Annotated in this window: 15 protein-coding genes; 9 read left to right on the forward strand and 6 right to left on the reverse strand. The window is 63.6% G+C overall.

All coding sequences use genetic code 11. The annotated features are described in order from the left end of the window. The first annotated feature begins 1 nt into the window (after window position 1). The 6 genes from TQ38_RS17065 to TQ38_RS17090 all read left to right on the forward strand — a co-directional run bounded on the left by TQ38_RS17065 (window position 2) and on the right by TQ38_RS17090 (window position 5,249). On the forward strand, window positions 2-1,120 hold the full coding sequence (locus tag TQ38_RS17065; protein ID WP_043974853.1) for an NAD(P)/FAD-dependent oxidoreductase: 1,119 nt from the start codon (window positions 2-4) through the stop codon (window positions 1,118-1,120). Window positions 1,121-1,329: 209 nt separating this feature from the next. Continuing rightward, window positions 1,330-2,349, forward strand: a complete 1,020-nt coding sequence (locus TQ38_RS17070) for a sulfate ABC transporter substrate-binding protein (RefSeq protein ID WP_043975163.1) — start codon at window positions 1,330-1,332, stop codon at window positions 2,347-2,349. Between the two features lie 41 nt (window positions 2,350-2,390). Further along, window positions 2,391-3,248, forward strand: coding sequence for a sulfate ABC transporter permease subunit CysT (cysT, locus tag TQ38_RS17075; protein WP_043974856.1), 858 nt, complete (start codon window positions 2,391-2,393; stop codon window positions 3,246-3,248). Between the two features lie 2 nt (window positions 3,249-3,250). Then, window positions 3,251-4,084: a sulfate ABC transporter permease subunit CysW gene (cysW, locus tag TQ38_RS17080; protein ID WP_043974858.1), complete on the forward strand. Its 834-nt coding sequence runs from the start codon at window positions 3,251-3,253 to the stop codon at window positions 4,082-4,084. Further along, window positions 4,081-5,040, forward strand: coding sequence for a sulfate/molybdate ABC transporter ATP-binding protein (locus TQ38_RS17085; RefSeq protein WP_043974862.1), 960 nt, complete (start codon window positions 4,081-4,083; stop codon window positions 5,038-5,040). The genes cysW and TQ38_RS17085 overlap by 4 nt, the downstream gene beginning before the upstream one ends. Window positions 5,041-5,063: 23 nt before the next feature. Then, window positions 5,064-5,249: a YezD family protein gene (locus TQ38_RS17090; RefSeq protein ID WP_043974866.1), complete on the forward strand. Its 186-nt coding sequence runs from the start codon at window positions 5,064-5,066 to the stop codon at window positions 5,247-5,249. Between the two features lie 112 nt (window positions 5,250-5,361). Here TQ38_RS17090 and TQ38_RS17095 read toward each other — a convergent pair whose 3' ends face one another. Further along, window positions 5,362-7,752 carry a TonB-dependent receptor gene (locus TQ38_RS17095; protein ID WP_043974867.1) on the reverse strand — a complete coding sequence of 797 codons (2,391 nt, stop codon included), beginning with the start codon at window positions 7,750-7,752 and terminating at the stop codon, window positions 5,362-5,364. Between the two features lie 257 nt (window positions 7,753-8,009). Here TQ38_RS17095 and TQ38_RS17100 point away from each other — a divergent pair, with 257 nt between their 5' ends. After that, window positions 8,010-9,704, forward strand: a complete 1,695-nt coding sequence (locus tag TQ38_RS17100) for an arylsulfatase (RefSeq protein ID WP_043975164.1) — start codon at window positions 8,010-8,012, stop codon at window positions 9,702-9,704. Between the two features lie 117 nt (window positions 9,705-9,821). Here TQ38_RS17100 and TQ38_RS17105 read toward each other — a convergent pair whose 3' ends face one another. Then, window positions 9,822-10,745: a hypothetical protein gene (locus TQ38_RS17105; RefSeq protein WP_052505670.1), complete on the reverse strand. Its 924-nt coding sequence runs from the start codon at window positions 10,743-10,745 to the stop codon at window positions 9,822-9,824. A 166-nt stretch (window positions 10,746-10,911) separates the two neighbouring features. On the opposite strand from TQ38_RS17105, the gene TQ38_RS17110 reads away from it, so the two are divergent. Next, the gene (locus tag TQ38_RS17110) at window positions 10,912-11,109 is read left to right on the forward strand and encodes a hypothetical protein (protein WP_043975166.1); all 198 of its coding nucleotides are present in this window, start codon (window positions 10,912-10,914) and stop codon (window positions 11,107-11,109) included. A gap of 22 nt (window positions 11,110-11,131) precedes the next feature. On the opposite strand, the gene TQ38_RS17115 is transcribed toward TQ38_RS17110, so the two are convergent. Further along, on the reverse strand, window positions 11,132-11,911 hold the full coding sequence (locus TQ38_RS17115; protein ID WP_043974870.1) for an SDR family NAD(P)-dependent oxidoreductase: 780 nt from the start codon (window positions 11,909-11,911) through the stop codon (window positions 11,132-11,134). 308 nt (window positions 11,912-12,219) lie between these two features. Here TQ38_RS17115 and TQ38_RS17120 point away from each other — a divergent pair, with 308 nt between their 5' ends. After that, window positions 12,220-13,872, forward strand: coding sequence for an FAD-binding protein (locus TQ38_RS17120; protein ID WP_043974871.1), 1,653 nt, complete (start codon window positions 12,220-12,222; stop codon window positions 13,870-13,872). 122 nt (window positions 13,873-13,994) lie between these two features. Here TQ38_RS17120 and TQ38_RS17125 read toward each other — a convergent pair whose 3' ends face one another. Genes TQ38_RS17125 through TQ38_RS17135 form a run of 3 tightly spaced genes read right to left on the reverse strand, consistent with a single transcriptional unit; the run spans window position 13,995 to window position 18,273 of the window. Next, a complete protein-coding gene (locus TQ38_RS17125; RefSeq protein ID WP_043974874.1) occupies window positions 13,995-14,930 on the reverse strand; it encodes an alpha/beta hydrolase in 936 nt (311 codons plus the stop codon). Then, window positions 14,930-16,567, reverse strand: coding sequence for an FMN-binding glutamate synthase family protein (locus TQ38_RS17130; protein ID WP_043974876.1), 1,638 nt, complete (start codon window positions 16,565-16,567; stop codon window positions 14,930-14,932). Before TQ38_RS17130 ends, TQ38_RS17125 begins: the two co-directional genes overlap by 1 nt. Beyond that, window positions 16,564-18,273: a thiamine pyrophosphate-dependent enzyme gene (locus tag TQ38_RS17135; RefSeq protein ID WP_043974879.1), complete on the reverse strand. Its 1,710-nt coding sequence runs from the start codon at window positions 18,271-18,273 to the stop codon at window positions 16,564-16,566. Before TQ38_RS17135 ends, TQ38_RS17130 begins: the two co-directional genes overlap by 4 nt. Between the last annotated feature and the right edge of the window lie 203 nt (window positions 18,274-18,476).

Consider the following 18,476-nt stretch of genomic DNA (forward strand, 5'->3'; position numbering starts at 1 on the left):
CATCGCAGACGCCCTCGTCCTCGGCGCTGGCCTCGCCGGAAGCGCTGCTGCGTGCCTGCTGGCGCGCGGCGGGGCCAACGTGCGCCTGCTGGAGCGGGAAAGCCGCGCGCACCACAAGGTCTGCGGCGAATTCCTGTCGGTCGAGGCCGTGGCGCATCTGCGGCAACTCGGCATCGATCCCGCTGCCCTGGGCGCTGCACCGATTAAGCGCATCCGGTTGCTACACGGCAAGGTGGAGGCGGAAGCCCCGCTGCCTTTCGAAGCGCTCGGCCTCAGTCGCCATGCGCTGGACGAAGTGCTGCTCAGCCGCGCCGAGGCTGCGGGCGTAGAGGTCGAACGCGGCGTCCGGGTCTTGGAACTGGGCAGCGGCGGCGTGCGTACCAGTCATGGCTCCCGGATCGGCCGCCATGTCCTGCTCGCAACAGGTAAACTTCCGATCCGGGAGGGCGGAGACACCCTGCCGAGACGCGCGGCGAACGGCTTCGTCGGATTCAAGATGCACTACAGCCTCGCACCGTCCGCTATCCGCCGTCTGGCCGGAACGATCGTGCTGGCTTTGTTCGAAGACGGATATGCCGGGCTGCAGATGGTCGAGGGCGGCCGGGCAAACCTGTGCCTCGTCCTGCGCCGCAGCCGACTACCCTTCATCGGCGGCGACTGGAACGGCGTACGTGGCTGGCTCGGCGAAAGTCCCGGCCTGCGTGACCTCCTGGCTGATGCCGAACCCTTGTTCGAGCGCCCGGTGACAATCGCCAACCTCACTTACGGCGTACCTGCGCATCGTGGGGATGACGGGGCGATCCTGCGGCTTGGCGATCAGTGGGGAATGACCGCCTCCCTCACCGGAGATGGCATGGCGATAGCGCTGCGCAGCGCTTTCCTCGCAGCGCGCTGCGTGTTGGCAGGAGATGCCGGCAGCTATCCCGCCCTCATCGCGGCCGAGGCACGGCGGCAGGTCGGGCGTGCGATGCTGCTGCAGAACGCGCTGCAGCGCCCGTGTATGCGGCCTTGCGGAGTACGGCTGGCGCAGCTTTGCCCACCACTTCTCACCTTCATGGCCGGTATGACGCGCTTGCCTGAATGGAGACCCTCCGATAGTGAGGTTCACGCCAACGCCTGACGGCGCCGGATGCAGTCGACCTGCATCAACTCCTGATTGCAGGCTTGATAGGCAAACTTTGCGGGACTGCCATTTACCCAACCGAAATGGTTGAGTATCCCTGCTTCCGGCTTTAATTTGGTGGCGCCTCCAGTTCGCCAACGCAGCGATGGGCAGGTTGATCGGTCGAAGGCCGTCATCGGCGTAAAGAATACGGACAGGATATGATGATGCTGAAATCCCGCGCTCTGGTTCCTCTCGCCCTGTGCCTCGCAATCGCCCTGCCCGGCTGTTCGGCCGGGGGCGGGCAGTCCGACAAGGTGCAGATAACCAACGTCAGCTACGATCCGACACGCGAGTTGTATGAGGCGATCAACCCCGCCTTCGCCGCCTATTGGAAGAAGAAGACCGGCAAGGACGTTACCTTCCGCATGAGCCACGGCGGCTCGGGCAAGCAGAGCCGCGCCATTATCGACGGTCTTGACGCCGATGTTGCCACCCTCGCCCTTGCCTACGATATCGACGCGATCGCGGACAAGGCCAAGCTCCTTCCGACCGACTGGCAGAAGGCCCTGCCGGACAATTCCTCGCCCTATACCTCGACGATCGTTTTCCTGGTCCGCAAGGGCAATCCCAAGGGTATCCGGGATTGGGCCGATCTTTTGAAGCCGGGCGTGGAAGTCATCACCCCCAATCCCAAGACCAGCGGCGGCGCGCGCTGGAACTTCCTCGCCGCCTGGGCTTACGGCCGCAAGGCCGGTGGATCCGACAAGGCCGCCGAAGACTATGTGCGCAGCCTGTTCACTCACGTCCCGGTGCTCGACAGCGGCGCCCGCGGCGCGACGACCACATTTGTGGAGCGCGGCATCGGCGACGTGCTGATCGCCTGGGAGAACGAGGCGCTGCTGGCCGAAAAGAAGCTGGGCGCGGGCAAGTTCCAGGTTGTCGCCCCTTCCATCTCGATCCTCGCCGAGCCGCCCGTCGCGGTGGTGGCGAAAAACGCGCAAAAGCATCACACTGAAGAGGTTTCAAAGGCTTATCTCGAATATCTCTACTCCCCCGAGGCACAGGTCGCCATTGCCCGCAACTTCTATCGCCCCAGTGATCCCACGATCGCCGAACAGTTCAAGTCGACATTCCCGCAGGTCCCGATGGTGACTATCGACAAGGATTTCGGCGGCTGGCGCGCCGCTCAGAAGACCTTCTTCGACGACGGGGGCGTATTCGACCGCATTTCCACGAAGAAGTGAGCCTTACCCAGTCCTTTCAAGAATCGAGCAGGCCCCTGCAGATGACCGCTTCTCCCGCCGCCGGCACGCGGCGCCGCTGGCGCCAGCCATCCGTGCTACCCGGCTTCGGGCTGACATTCGGGCTTAGCCTGGGCTGGCTTACGCTTATCGTGCTGATCCCGCTGGCGACGATCTTCCTCAAGTCCGCAGGCATGGGCTGGGACCAGTTCGTTGCCGTCGGCCTTTCGGACCGCGCCCTGGCCGCCTACCGCCTGAGCTTCGGCACAGCTGCCGCGGCGGGTCTCGTCAATGCGGTGTTCGGGCTGCTCGTCGCCTGGGTGCTGGTGCGCTACACCTTCCCCGGCCAGAGGATCATCGGCGCCATCGTGGACCTGCCCTTCGCACTGCCTACCGCCGTCGCCGGCATCGCTCTCACAGCGCTCTATTCGCCGAATGGCTGGGTCGGCCGGTTTCTGGATCCGCTCGGGATCAAAGTGGCCTTCACCCCCATCGGCATCACGGTGGCGCTGGTGTTCATCGGCTTGCCCTTTGTCGTGCGCTCGGTCGAGCCAGTGCTGGCTGATCTTGGCAAAGACGTCGAGGAAGCCGCCGCCACGCTGGGCGCGACCCGCCTGCAGACCTTTCGCCGCGTCATCTTCCCCGCCATCGCCCCCGCCCTTCTCACCGGCTTCGCGCTCGCCTTCGCGCGCGGGGTGGGGGAATACGGTTCGGTGATCTTCATTTCCGGCAACATGCCTGGCCGCACCGAGATCGCCCCGCTGCTGATCGTCACCCAGCTCGAACAATATAATTACGACGGAGCCACCGCGATCGCCACCGTCATGATGCTCGTATCCTTCGCGATCCTGCTTGCGCTCAACGTGGTGCAGGCTGCCGGCCGCCGCAGGTACGGAGCATGAGCATGCGGCGCTCGACCACGGAAAGCCCCGCGCTACAGATCGTTCTGATCGCTATAGCGTTGCTGTTCCTCGCTTTCTTTCTTGCCCTGCCGCTGGTCGCAGTGTTCGGCGAGGCACTCAAGGCGGGCTTCGGCCCGTTCCTCGATGCCGTGACCGCGCCCGACGCATTGTCGGCCATCAAGCTGACGCTGCTGATCGCCGCGATCAGTGTGCCCCTCAATGTCGTGTTCGGCGTGGCGGCGAGCTGGGCGATCACCAAGTTCCAGTTCCCGGGAAAAAGCCTGCTGATCTCTTTGATCGACCTGCCTTTCTCAGTCTCACCGGTCGTCTCGGGCCTTATCTTCGTATTGTTGTTCGGGGCCAACGGCTGGTTCGGTCCGTGGCTCGCAGAGCATGACCTGAAGATCATATTCGCGGTGCCGGGCATCGTACTCGCCACCGTCTTCATCACCTTCCCTTTCGTCGCGCGCGAGCTGATCCCGCTGATGATGGAACAGGGCAAGGACGAGGAGGAAGCCGCGATCTCGCTTGGGGCAAGCGGCTGGCAGACCTTCCGCCATGTCACGCTGCCCAACATCCGCTGGGGCCTGCTTTACGGCGTACTGCTGTGCAACGCCCGCGCCATGGGCGAGTTCGGCGCCGTTTCGGTTGTCTCCGGCCACATTCGGGGAGAAACCAATACGATGCCGCTGCATGTCGAGATTCTCTACAACGAATACGACTTCGTCGGCGCCTTCGCGGTCGCCTCGCTGCTCGCAGGACTGGCGCTGGTGACGCTCATCGCCAAGACCGTGCTGGAGTGGCGCTTCAACCTTCACGGGAGTGCACGGCATTGATCCGGGTCCAAAACGTAACCAAGACCTTCGGCGACTTCGCGGCGCTTCATGGCATCGATCTGGAGATCAAGCCCGGTGAATTCGTCGCCCTGCTCGGCCCTTCCGGCTCGGGCAAGACGACGCTGCTGCGTATCATCGCCGGCCTCGAATTCCAGGACGGCGGCGAAGTGCTGTTCGACGGTGAAGACGTCTCCAGCCGCTCGGTGGGTGAGCGCCAGGTGGGCTTCGTGTTTCAGCAATACGCCCTGTTCAAGCACATGACCGTCGCCGAAAACGTCGCCTTTGGTCTTTCCGTGCGCCGCAAGGGTCGTCCGCCCAAGGCCGACATCCGCGCCCGCGCCGAGGAGCTGCTGCGCCTCGTCCAACTCGACGGGCTGGGCAAGCGCTATCCCGGGCAGCTGTCCGGCGGCCAGCGCCAGCGCGTCGCACTGGCCCGCGCACTGGCTATCGAGCCGCGCCTGCTATTGCTTGACGAGCCTTTCGGCGCGCTGGACGCCAAAGTCCGCAAGGACCTGCGCCGCTGGCTGCGCGGCCTCCACGAAAGCATGGGACTGACCTCGATTTTCGTCACCCACGACCAGGAAGAAGCACTGGAACTGGCCGACCGCGTGGTTGTCATGGACCATGGCCGGATCGAACAGGTTGGCACGCCCGAGCAGGTCTACATGGAACCTGCCAGCCCCTTCGTCTCGAACTTCGTGGGTGAAACAAACCAGCTTCCCGGCGGCATCCATGTGCGCCCGCATGATATCGAACTCGTCGCCTCGGGCGGGATTCCGGTAGTGGTCGAAAATGTTTTCCGGCGCGGTGGCAGCTGGCGGGTCGAGGGCCGGATCGAAGGGCACGGCAACGTCGTCGAATTCGACGTCGATGCCGCCGAGCCCGCGCCGACGCTGGGGGACACTGTTCGGATCCAGCCCTTGCGCGAACGGGAATTCCACAAGCACGCACTGTAATTCAATAGCGAGGAAATTGAAAAATGATCCTGCGCCCCAACCAACCTGGAACAGAGACCGAAACCGACCTTGCTCTTGAGGAGAGCCTTGCCAATGTCCGTGAAGCATTGGACGGAATGAAATTCGGCCAGATCGTACTGACCGTTCACGAAGGGCGGGTGATGCAGATCGACATAACCCAAAAGCAGCGCTTCAATCCGAAAAAGTAATGGGCGGATTGCGGTATTACTGCATCTTGCGCAGCAATACCGGCTGAACCCAGGGACGGGCGGGTATGCTTTTCGGCAAACCCGCCCGTCCACTCGCTGACCACACTCGCCTTCAGAACCTGGTCTTTACCGTCACGCCATAAGTGCGCGGATCGCCAAGGGTCCCGGCGATCGCGCCGGTCGTTCCCGCCGCCAGGCTGAGATAGTAAAGTTTGTTGGTCAGGTTGCGCCCCCATACCTGAATGTCGACGAGACCGTCGAGCGCCCGTACACCGAGCCGCGCATTGACCAGCGAAAAAGCCGGGATCTGCGAATAGCGCGAGAGGCTGGCGGTGGTGTAGAAATTCGAGCGGTACGAGTAGTCGCCGCCCGCATAGACCTCGCTGTCACGCCCGAGCACCGATCCAACCCCAGCATGCGCCTCGCCGCCTGCGGAAGCCGCCCACTTGGACACGCCCGGCAGGCGCCGCCCGCTCAAGTCGCAGGTGGTCTGGCCGGTGATTTCGATCGGGCAAGGCGCATCGGCATAACTGACGTATTTGGCATCGGTATAAGCGCCCGAGGCGTAAAGCGAGAGCCAGGGTGCAGGATTGGCGCGAAGGTCGCCCTCGAAGCCGCGCGTGCGCACTTTGCCGACATTGGTGAAGTAGGAGAGGTTGTTACGGTCCACGTCGACCACTGTGGTCTGGTAATCGGCGTCATCGGTCCAGAATGCGGCGAGGTTGGCGGTTAGCCTGTTTCCAAACCAGGCAGTCTTCAAACCCAGTTCGTAGCTGTCGATCGTCTCTGGCTTGATAACCGGGTCGGCAGCAAATGCGCCGGTGGTGGTGATGTTGGCCAGGTTCAGGCCGCCGAACTTGTGGCCATGTGCATAAGTCGCATAGATCAGCGAATCCGGCGTCACCTTCCATGACAGCGTAGCGCCGCCCGAAAGGCGTCCCTCGCTGGTGCTTGCGCTATAATAGTTCGCCACCCCGTAGCGCCCGCGAATGGTGTTGGCGGCCGTAAGCTGTGCGGCGGTCAGCCCATTGAGGCTGGCGCCTGTCGCGGTCTGGTCGAAATAGCCGGTCTTAATTTCGTAGGTGTAGCGAAGCCCGCCGGTGAAATCGATCGTGGGCGTGACATGCCAGATCGCCTGGCCGAAAGCCGCGTAGCTGTTCGTCACAGGCCTGGAGCGCCCGGTGATGGTGTAGCCATTCAGCGCCGCTGCGGCTGCGGTGGAATTGACGCTGGGGGCGACGAACCACGCCGCCGCGTCACGTCCATAAGCGTTGAGCGATTCTGCATCGATCGACTGCCATAGATAATAGAGGCCTGCCACATAGTCGACCTTGCGCGTGCCTTCCGACGCGATGCGCAGTTCCTGGCTGAACTGGCGCTGCTCGTTGCTCTGATGGAAATCAGTACCGGCATCGAGACTGGTGGAATCGCCATCGTTATGCGGATACCAGTTCCATGCGCGGTATGCGGTGACCGAGGTGATCGTATTGCCCGGGATCGACAACTCCGCGATCGAGTTCAGGCCCCACTGGTTCATCTTGTAGCGCGGATTGGCATTGGTATCGACAATGCGTGCGCCCGGATTGACGGCGACCGGCGTGTAACCGGCGCGCGCTGCGCGGTCGTAGTAATTGTTCGCGAAGACAGTGCCGTTGTCATACCGGGTTATCACGCCGGTCAATACCGAGGCGGAAGTCTTGGAGTGCTGGCGCCCGTAATCGCCAATGAGGCGCAGCTTGAAATTGCTGGATGGCGTAAACAGCAATTGCCCACGCAACCCCAAGTCGTGGTAATCCTGCGTATCATCGCCGTCATAGCGGTTGGTCATGTAGCCGTCGCGGTCGGTCTTGGAGACGTAGATGCGCGCGGCAAGCAGATCGTCCACCAAGGCGCCGCTGGCATAGGCGTGGAGCTGCCGGAAGTTGTAGTTTCCTACCGTGATGTCGCCACCAGCATCGGGCTCGAAGGTGGGCGACTTTGTGGTGACCACCACGGCGCCGGCTGAAGTGTTCTTGCCGAACAGCGTACCCTGCGGCCCGCGCAGGACCTCGATCCGCTCTACGTCGGAAAGGTCGAACACCGCCTGTCCCGGCCGCGCGAGGTAGACCTGATCGACATAAACTCCGACCGCCGGCTCCAGCCCGTCATTGTAAACCGATACGTTGTTGCCCAGCCCGCGAATATTGATGCTGGTGTTGCGGGGGTTGGTCTGCGTGACGACAAGGCTGGGTGTCAGCTGCTGAAGGTCGCGCAGGTTATAAGTGCGCGTCGCTGCAAGCTGTTCGCCGCCGAAAGCATTGGCCGCAACGGGCACGTCCTGAATGCGCTCGTTGCGACGGCGGGCAGTAACAATGATATCGGTGCCGCCCCCCCGCGCCACGTTCGCCTCGCCCGCCGCTGCCTCATCGGCTGCAGCGGCGCCGTCTTCTGCCAGCACAGGCATGGCGGCCAGCGCAGTCGTCCCGATAAGGGCAAGCGTCGTGGCGCGCAGAATTCTCTTCATCTTCAAACCTTTTTTGCGAATGCGACCATGGCCTGGTGGCTATGAGGAATCTCAATCGTTTTAGTAGAGATGCTCACGTGACCAGCAACGAAGTTTCTCTACCAATGGAATAGAGAATCTTTGTTGGGCGCATGCCGCTTTGCCGCCAAGCTGGCGACTTCCCTTCCAGCTATAACGGAACGCCCGTGATCCGCCCTGCCAAACGCCGTCTGATTCGCCCCACCAATCGCAGGACGGCGCTGATCGCCGCGGCCCTGATGAGCACCCTCCTGACCTCACCGCTCGCAGCGCAGACGTCCCTTGTTCCGGCTGCTCCCGCCAGCGCAGCGCAGGAAGCAAAGCGCCCCAACTTCCTGGTTATCGTCGCCGATGACCTTGGCTGGTCGGATCTGGGCGCATTCGGCGGCGAGATCGCCACCCCCAACCTCGACGCACTTGCGACCAGCGGTGTTCGCTTCACCGGTTTCCACACCGCGCCCACCTGCTCACCCACGCGCTCGATGCTCCTCAGCGGCGTCGACAACCACGAGGCCGGAATCGGCACCATGGCGGAATCGCTGGGGCCATCGCAGATCGGTCGGCCGGGCTACGAAGGCTATCTCAACGACCGCGTCGCCTCGATCGCGGAACTGCTGCAGCAGGGCGGATATCGCACGGTGATGTCCGGCAAGTGGCATCTGGGCCTTACCCCGGGACGCGGCCCTGCCGCACGCGGGTTCGAGCGATCTTTCGCGCTGCTGCAGGGCTTGGGAAACCACTTCGGCGGCGACCAGGACGGGGCTTGGAAGAAAGCCAAGGCCAATAGCGTCTACCGCGACGACGGGGCGGTTACCCGCTTTCCCATCGGACGTTATTCTGCGGACTATTTCGCCGACCGCCTCATCGGCTTCCTCGACGAAGGCGCCTCGGACGCGCGCCCGTTCTTCGCCTACCTGCCCTTCACCACCCCGCACTGGCCGATGCAGGCCCCCGCTGAGACGATCGCGAAATACAAGGGTCGTTACGACGCCGGTTACGAAGCGCTGCGCCAAAAACGCCTCGTACGGCAGAAGGAACTGGGCCTTGTCGCCCTCGACCAGCAGCCCCATGCGCCTGACGGGGTCAAGCCATGGGACAGCCTGAGCCCTGAGCAGAAGGCCCTCGAAGCGCGCAAGATGGAAGTCTACGCCGCGATGGTCGACCGGATGGACCAGAACGTCGGCCGGGTGATCGCGGAACTCAAGCGTACCGGCAAATACGAGGACACCGTGATCGTATTTCTCGCCGACAACGGCCCTGAAGGCAGCGAAATAGACGCGCCATTCCAGGTGCGCGGCGTCGCGGGCGGTGCGAAGAAGCTGGGCATCGACAACCGGCTGGAAAACATTGGCAGCGCCACCTCCTACGTCGGCTATGGCGCTGGCTGGGCACAGGCGAACAGTTCGCCGTCGTGGCTGGTAAAGGGATACCCGACCGAAGGCGGAACCAGGGTCACCGCCTTCGCTTCCGGCAAGGGCGTAGTGGGAGACCGGATCGCGCGCGGTTACCTTAGCGTCACCGATGTGGCCCCGACGCTGCTCGACCTCGCAGGCCTGTCGCAACCCGCCAGCTTCAAGGGCAGGCCAATCCTGCCTTTCGAAGGCAAGAGCCTTGTCCCGGTGCTGGAAAACAAGGCCGCCGAAGTGCGCGGCCCCGCCGAGCCGGTCGGCACGGAACTGTTCTACCGCCGCGCGCTGCGCAAGGGCGACTGGAAGGCGGTCTACATCCCCAAGACCGGCTCTACCTACCCCCGCGACGGCGCAGGGGAAGGCAAGTGGCAGTTGTTCAACCTCGCCACCGACCCGGCAGAGAGTTCGGACATGGCGGCAAGTCATGCCGAAAAACTGGCTGAACTCGTCGCCGACTGGGATAGCTACGCCAAAGCCAAGGGCGTGATCCTGCCCGCTCCGCCAGTGAGCGCGACCGCGAAGTGAATGCGTTGGTACCCTGGCTCAAGTCGCACGCGATGGATCGCCGGCCGCAGCCTGCTGGATAACTAAGCGCCGGAGGGCGCGCGGTCGTTCATCCAGACCGCACGCCCTCCGGCGATCCTAGTCGCTACCGTGGCAGGTTACGCCGTAGCTCGAAACAGTGGGCCATTCTGCGTCGCCCACGGTGGTGACGGAGAGCCTGCCCGAATGGCCGATATAACCGAAGCTGCAATAACCGAACCCCGTGCCGGAGCAGCTTTCCGCCTCCTTGATACCGTTGTCGAACAATTCTGCGGCGCGGTCGTCCCGCTGTTCGCCCCCGGGGAGGCTCGGAGACGGAACCCAGCCTGCCTTGGCCAGAATGCTGTGGGCCTTGTTGATCGGCATGCCCTGGATATTGGGTAGAGTACCCTTGCCGCCGCAGACCGTATCCGACTTGGGCAGAGCGGCGACGGTTACGGCCCCGTCCTGGGCAAAGCGGATGTCGGCCAGCGGCTGAGGCACGAAATCGCCGTCGAGAATACGGATCGCATTGCCGTCGATCCGCTTGAGACTCCCGATTGAGGTGGCCGTGCCCGGGCGTTTGCCCATATAGACGATCGCCTTGAGCATGCCGTCTTTGAACAGGCCGACGTTGCCTTCGGTCAGCAGGCACGAACCGCTGGTGCCCTGCTCCGTGGTGCCAACGAAACTGACCACGTCATAGCCGCCGACCGCCGCTTCGCCGGTCACGCTCCAGCCCTTGGCCTCGACCGCTTTCGCCGCTGCGGAGTGGAGGACATCGAGCAGCGGTCCACATTGATCGGTGCCGCTATCGGGATGGTTGGGAACGGAAGATGCGGCAACGATGCGCAGTCCCTTCACTTCGGAACGCAGCACCGGACCGGCCTCGGCAGGCGGCGCATCCAACACATTCCCGACCTCGCTAGCCTGCGACGACGGAGCCTGCGCCGGGTCAGCGTCAGGCTCGGAGGAACAACCGGCAGCCAGCAGCGCCGCCGCCGCGATAATGGCGGGAGAGGCATGGGGCGACAGGAATTTCATCGTCGTATCTCCTTGGTCAGCGTCCCTGCTATCCATGGGAGGCGGCACATGGTCCATCGGTTTCAGCGAATAAGTTCGCCGCAACTGTTACGGGAAAGGCGCGATGGCGGGCAGCGGGGTTCATCATCCGGCTTGCTTATCGCAGCTCCCGGGACCAAAACCGGCCATGACGGAAGAAGACAGCCCATCCATCAGCAGGCCGCAAAGGCGCCTGCTCCGCCGAATCTATAACGGTCGCACCGTTCCCATCATCGCTGACGGCAGACCATTCCTGACCTACAAAGACGCGAGCCAGTACCTCCAGTCGCTGGCGCCCGAGGCCCGTGACGCGGTCTACGCCCAAATGAAGGGCGAGGAGCAATAGCGCAGATTCCGGTCGGTTGAGGCTACCGCGTGAGGTAGCCTGCTTCGGCCGCAAGACTATGTCCGGTCACGTAGCTCGCGGCATCGGAGCATAGCCATGCGCTTGCTTCGGCCACTTCCTCGGGTCTGCCGAAACGGCCAAGCAGGCTTAGGGCCGGAGCAAATTCGGCTTCAGTGTGACCGCTCGATTCGAGGGCGCCGCGCAGCATCGGGGTATCGATCGCACCGGGCAGGACAGCGTTCACCCGTATTCCGTGAGGGGCGTATTCAAGGCTACCGGTCTTGGTCAGACCGATCACCCCGTGCTTGGCGGCAACGTAGGCAGAGTTGCCGGGCTGCGGCCGCACCGAGCTGACCGAACCGACATTGACGATGGCCCCGCCGCCACCTTGCGCAAGGAATTGGCGGATCTGGTACTTCATGCAAAGCATCACCGCGCGCAGATCGATGCGGATGACGCGGTCCCACACCTCCATGTCGGCCTCGGCGATCGGCAGGCTGTCCGGGGTGATTGCGGCATTGTTCACGGCGCAGTCGAGCCGGCCGAATGCCGCCACCGTCCCGGCCACCAGATCGCGGACCTGCGTTTCCTCGCCCACATCGCAAAGGATGAACCGGGCTTCACCGCCTGCCGCGACGATGGAGGCAACGGTTTCCTCGCCTGCCTGCGCATTTATATCCGATACGATCACTTTCGCCCCGTAATCTGCAAAGACGCGCGCCGTCGCGGCGCCCATGCCCATGCCGGCCCCCGTGACGATGGCGACTTTGCCGTCCAGGCGATTGCGAGCATTTTGTGTCATGCCTGATATTCCTCTGCCCGATTGGCCGGTGGAGCCGACCTGTTGCTTTCTTTCATCGACACCCATGGCGGACCTGTCTCCTGACAACAGGGCTAGGCCATCAAATATTGCAACTGCGCTCCAACGCGGCGACGGCAATGTCCGGCAAGATAAACGTCGGCGAAGTCGTGCGGGATTACGCTTCGGCATACCCTCATTGTCCAACAGCGCGTTCGTTGGTGCAGTCAAAAGGATAGTTTTCAACCTGCGGTGAGAGGGCGCATCCCGACATCAAAACCTGTCACACAGGAATGAATCGGAGATGGTGGATGACTGAAGAGCGTAAATGGGACCTCGAGGCAGACGTCGTCGTTCTCGGGTCCGGCGGGGCCGCCATGACGGCAGCGATTTCCGCCCATGATTTCGGCGCGAAAGACGTGGTCATCCTGGAAAAGACCGGGATGATTGGCGGGACCACCGCCATGTCAGGCGGCATGCTCTGGATTCCGGGTAACCACCATCAGATCGAAGCCGGCATCGAGGAAGACGACGAGGACGTCGTCACTTACCTCGATTCCCTGGCGCCCGGCGGCCTTGACCCCGATACGCTGATGGCCTTCATGGAAAGCGGCCCGGAAATGATCCGCTATCTCGCGGACAAGACCCCGGTGCGCTTCCAGGCCTTTATCGATTTCCCCGACTATCAGCCCTATGTGCCGGGCGCCAAGGCTGACGGCGGACGCTCGCTGGACAACGAAGCGTTTTCCTTCCAGCGTCTCGGCAAGTGGTCGACCCGGGTAAACCCCAGCAAGATGGCCTATCCGCTGCGCGGCAGCCTGATGGAGGCGATCACCGGTTCGCTGGACGAAGCTACTTTGGCAGAGCGCGAGGCGGGCGATTACCGGGGCCTGGGGCAGGCCCTTGCTGGGTCCCTCTACAAGGCGGTGCTGGACCGCGACATTCCCGTGGAATTTGAAAAACGCGCGCGCAAGCTGATCAAGGACGGCGAGCGTGTCATCGGCGTCGTTGCCGAAGATGCCAACGGCCGAGACGTTTACGTGCGCGCCCGGCGCGGCGTCGTGATCGCCACCGGCGGCTTCGAATGGAACGAAACGCTGGTCAAGACCTTCCTTCGCGGCCCGCTAACCGGTCCGGTCAGCGTGCCCGAGAATGAGGGTGACGGCCTGTTGATGGCGATCGAGGCGGGCGCTCAGCTAGGCAATATGCAAAACGCGTTCTGGATGCAGAGCGTGCTGGAATTCAAGCCGCAGCACCGCGATGCCAAACCGAACTACCTGCTGGGCTCGGACGAGCGCGCGCGTCCCGGCGCGATTCTGGTCAACCGCACCGGCAAGAGGTTCGTGAACGAGGCGGCCAACTACAATGCCCTGGGCAAATCCCTGCACGCCTTCGATGCCGGCAACCACGCCTACGCCAATCTGCCCTATTGGCTGATTATCGATCAGCGCTACAGGAACAAGTATCATACCTTCAACACGCCGCCGGGCGGCCCTGTCCCGTCCTTCATGATGCAGGCCGACACACTGGAAGAACTGGCTGAAATGGCCGGGATCGACCCTGCTGGCCTGAAGGGCACGGTGACGCGCTTCAATGAAATGGTCGCCAACGGCCACGACGACGATTTCAATCGCGGCGACAATACCTACGACAACTTCTATATGTGGGGCGATACCACTTTCGAAGCCCCGTACCGCACGCTGGGCGCAATCGATCAGGGCCCCTTCTTCGCGGTCAAGATGGAGGCCGGCGCGCTGGGCACCGCAGGGGGGCCGAAGACAAACGCCGATGCGCAGGTGGTGGACTGGAGCGGAAACCCGATCCCGGGCCTCTACGCAGCAGGCAACGCCATGGCGGCAGTGCTGGGCGACGTATACGGCGGCGCCGGTGGAACACTCGGCCCGGGCATGACCTTTGGCTACATCGCCGGACGTCACCTGGGGGCCCACATACCCAATCGCTGAATACAACATGCGAGCGGCGCCGCGCGTCGCTCGCATGGCGATGCCGACGAACGCCCGTACCCGCAGAATTCCTCGTCGATTGATCCCGCCTCTCGATTTCGGTTCCCATCAAGCGAGGGGTTTTATTCAATCGGCTCCTTCCACGAGGAGCGCGCCATATTTTCGCGCAGAAATCTCACGCTGTCGGCAAGAACAGGCCCCTTGCTCCTGAACGGAACGGAGACGGCCATGATAACATCCTCGTGGCTCAGTCCGGGGTAGTCGATATGCACGGCGCGCCCTCCCAAGGCGTGCAATCGCGCCATCAGATTATTGGCATTGTGGGCTCCGACCTCTACATCGTTTCCGGCAGAGACAAGCAGCATCGGCGGCGCATCGGCGCGTGCGAAGTGGATTGGCTGCGTCGCCTGCGGATCGCGGGCGCCCTTCATGGCGTCAATCGCGCGTTTGGCGGTGAAGGGATAGAAATCATAGGGCCCGCATAGACCGACCGCTGCCTTGATGGTGCCGGTCGCCACGCCTTCGTCGCGCAACCACTGCGGGTCGAGTGCCAGCATCGCGGCGGTGTAGGCTCCGGCGGAATGCCCCCCGATCGCGATGCGGCCGGGATCGCCGCCGAAATCGCGCGCGTGATCGCGCGTCCATCGCACCGCCTGCGCTCCGTCAACGAGAAAGGCTGGAAACCTGACGTCCGGCACCTTGCGGTAGTCAGGCACGACGACGAGGAAGCCCTGCCGGGCAAAGGCTCTGCCAGCGAAGGCATAAGCGCCGCGCGATCCCTTCACCCAGCCGCCGCCGTACCAGAAAACCAAAACCGGCAGGGGCCGGCCATCCGTGCGGGCAGGCCGCCAGACGTCAAGTTTCTGACCGTGCGTTCCGAACGCAATACCGCTGCCGGACTTCTCGGCGCCGATGCCGCCGCCCATGATGCCGTCGAGAAAGCTCAGCAGTCCGGGAGGCGACGTGAGGCTGGCGGCCACACCGAGCCCAAGGGCGACAACAATCGCCGCGCCAAGGGCCAGTCGGCGGCTGCGTCCCCTCGCGATCGGGACCGGCATTACGAACGCCTCGCGAAACTCTCAGGATCGGCCGCGCGCCACCAGGCGGCGAGGCGTGCGTCTCGGGCGCCGTCGATCAATTCACCGGGTTCGACGAAGGGATAGACCTCGTCGATGGAGCGCATTTCGGCGGCGTTGACCCGCTGGCGCAGGCCATCGGGGGTGAACCCATCGGGCGATGTCAGGCCGCAGGCGACCACGATATCGTGCAGCGCATCGAGCGTGGCTTTCTGAAACCGGGCCACCCGCTCTGCCTTTTCCGGCACGACCAGCCCGCGTTGCCGTGCCGCGGATTGAGTGGCAACGCCGGTGGGGCAGGTATCAGTATGGCAGCGCATGGACTGTACGCACCCCAGCGAGAACATGAAAGGACGCGCCGCGTTACACCAGTCGGCGCCAAGCGCGGCGTTCATCGCGATTGCAGCCCCGGAATTGACCTTGCCCGATGCGGCTAGCTTGACCTTGCCCTTTAGGTTCGTTCCGACAAGGGCATTGCGCGCCAGGATCAGCCCTTCGCGCAGCGGCATGCCGACCCGGTCGGACAGTTCGGTCGGCGCGGCACCGGTGCCGCCTTCCGCGCCGTCGATAACGATGAAATCGACGAGAATGCCGGTTGTGAGCATGGCCTTGACGACAGCGAACAGTTCATGAGGATAGCCTACGCACAGCTTGATGCCCACCGGCTTGCCGCCGGACAACTCCCGCATGTTCGCGGCGAATTCGAGCAGCTCGCGCGGCGTGGAAAACGCCGTATGAAAGGGCGGCGAAAGGCAGTCCTCGCCTTGCGGAATATCCCGGATCTTCGCGATTTCGGCCGTCACCTTGGAGCCGGGCAGCAGCCCGCCGTGTCCGGGCTTGGCGCCTTGGCTCAGCTTGATTTCGGTCATCACCACCGTGTCGTTGGCGGCGCGCTCGCGAAAATGGGCGGGGTCGAAGTTGCCTTGGCGATCGCGGCACCCGAAATAGCCCGATCCGATTTCCCAGACGACATCGCCGCCATGCTTCAGGTGATAGGGCGACAGGCCGCCCTCGCCCGTATCATGATAGAACCCACCGATCTTAGCGCCCAGGTTGAGCGCCTCGATCGCATTGGCGCCAAGGGCCCCGAAGCTCATCGCGGAGATATTCAGGCGTGCGGCCTGATAGGGCTTGCTGCATTGATCGGTGCCCACCGTCACGCGGGTATATTTTTCGGCATGGCGCGAAGGGGCGATCGAATGCGCGAGCCATTCGTATTCTTCGGAATAGACGTCGAGTTCGGTGCCGAACGGGTGGGTGGAGACATCACCCTTGGCGCGCGCATAGACCAGCGCGCGCTCGTCATGGTTGAAGGGCCGTCCATCCAGATCGCTTTCCACGATGTAGGAACGCAGGAACGGCCGCAGCCATTCGAAGAACCAGCGGAAACGGGCCGATGCCGGATAGTTGCGGCGCAGCGAATGGTGCGTCTGAAAAAGATCGACGGTCGCGGCGACCAGGAGCGGCACGAACAGCACCAGCAGCCACCACGCGCGCGGGTGGCTGAAACCTGTCCACGCGGCGGCGATCGTTCCCACGAAACCCGCCAGCAAAAGGCAGTTGCGAGCCAGCGCCTGATCCCGCAGCAGCGCGTCCGCGATGGTAGCGCGCGCCTTCACGACAGCAGGTTCCGCACCATGCCCAGCACATCGCCGCCGCGCCCGCCCAGCACCGCCTTGGCAGAATAAAGGGCCATGCCGGCAACCTGGCCGGGTTTCACGCTGGGCGGCGTCACCAGTTCAAACCTGTCAGTGACGACATCGAGCAGCGCCGGCCCCGGTTCGGCCAGCCAGGCCTGCACCGCCGCATCGAGGTCCTCGGCCTTTTCGACACGCTGCGCGCGAAAGCCGATCGCCTCGGCCACCCGCGCGAAATCGGGATTGACCAGGTCGGTATAGGCATCGAGCAGGCCTTCGACCTTCTGCTCGATCTCCACGAAGTCCAGCGCGCCGTTGTTATAGACGGCGACCTTGATCGGCAGCTTCTCCTGCACTGCCGTCAGCAGGTCGCCCAGCAGCATCGCGATGCCGCCGTCGCCTGAGAGCGAAATCGCCTGCCGATCCGGGAACGCAGCCTTTGCCCCCAACGCCTGCGGCATGGCATTGGCCATCGTCCCGTGACTGAGGCTGACGACGGTGCGGTTGCGCCCGGTCGAGGCGATATGCCGCAGGCACCAGACCATCGGCGAGCCGCCATCCGCCGTGAAGATCGCGTCCGGCGCAGCATGACGCGAGATCGTCTCCGTCAGGTATTGCGGATGGATCGCGCCGCCCTTGCCGACTGTGGCATGCTTTGCCTGCGCCTCCTCGGCCTTGCGATGGTGCTTGAGGCATTCGTCGAGGAAAGCTCCGTCCTCGCGCTGCGCGATCCTTGGCAGCAGCGCTTCGAGAGTCGGCGCGATATCGCCGATTACGCCGATGTCGACCGGATGGCGGCGCCCCAGATGCGAACCGTCCAGATCGACCTGCAGGATGGTCGCCTTTTCAGGGTAGAACTGCCGCCAGGCGAAGTCGCAGCCGAGCAGCAGCAGCACGTCGCACGCCATCAGCGCGTGATAGCCGGACTCGCTGCCGAATATCCCGGTCATGCCGACGTCGTAAGGGTTGTCATGCTCAAGAAAATCCTTGGCTCGCGAGGTGCGCGCGACCGGCGCGCGCAGCCGGGCTGCCAGCGCCACGACCGCGTCATGCGCATGCTCGCAGCCTGACCCGCCATAGATCGCCACCTTCTTGCCGCTGTTAAGGGCGTTTGCCAGGCTGTCGAGTTCCGCATCGGACGGGCGCACCACCGGCTGGGCGCGGTGGACGGCGAAATCAGGCTCAGCCGGAGCCTTGGCGCTCGACACGTCTGCCGGGACGATAAGCACCGCGACACCGCGTTTCGCCAGTGCGGCCTGCGCGGCCATCGCCGTCATCCGCCGGGCCTGCGCAGGCGTGCGGATCTCCTCGCAGAAGACGGTGCAGGAGGCATAGACCGATTTGAAATCCACTTCTTGCGGGAAATCGAACCCCAGTTCGTCGCGGACGATCTGGCTGGCGATCAGGACGACCGGCGCGCGGTTGCGGTGCGATTCAAACAGGCCGTTGATGAAGTGCAGGCCGCCCGGCCCGCACGATCCCGCACATGCGGCCAGTTCGCCCGTCAGCATGGCTTCTGCGCCCGCCGCAAAGCCGGCGGCCTCTTCGTGGCGAACGTGCACCCAGCGGATCGAGCTGGTGCGGATCGCATCGGTGACATGGTTGAGCGTGTCGCCCGGAATACCATAGCAACGGCGCACGCCCGCCGCTTCGAGAGTTTTCACGATAACCTCGGCAACGGTCGTCATACGCGTTTCCTGACCCTGGAGAGTGGACCCGAACGGTAACGCGCCAGATGGTAATTCGTCCCGCCCGCCGATTAAAAAGCGGCCGCTGGCTCCAGCGCGGGGATTACGGGCGACTGCGGGAACGGATCGACGCTTCGAAGGCGCTGGCGCGATGGGGCTTGCGATGGAAGATCGAGCGCCGTAATATAGCGCACCAACCGGCA

Origin of the sequence: Novosphingobium sp. P6W, assembly GCF_000876675.2 — a bacterium.
In the GTDB taxonomy this organism is placed as follows: Bacteria; Pseudomonadota; Alphaproteobacteria; order Sphingomonadales; family Sphingomonadaceae; genus Novosphingobium.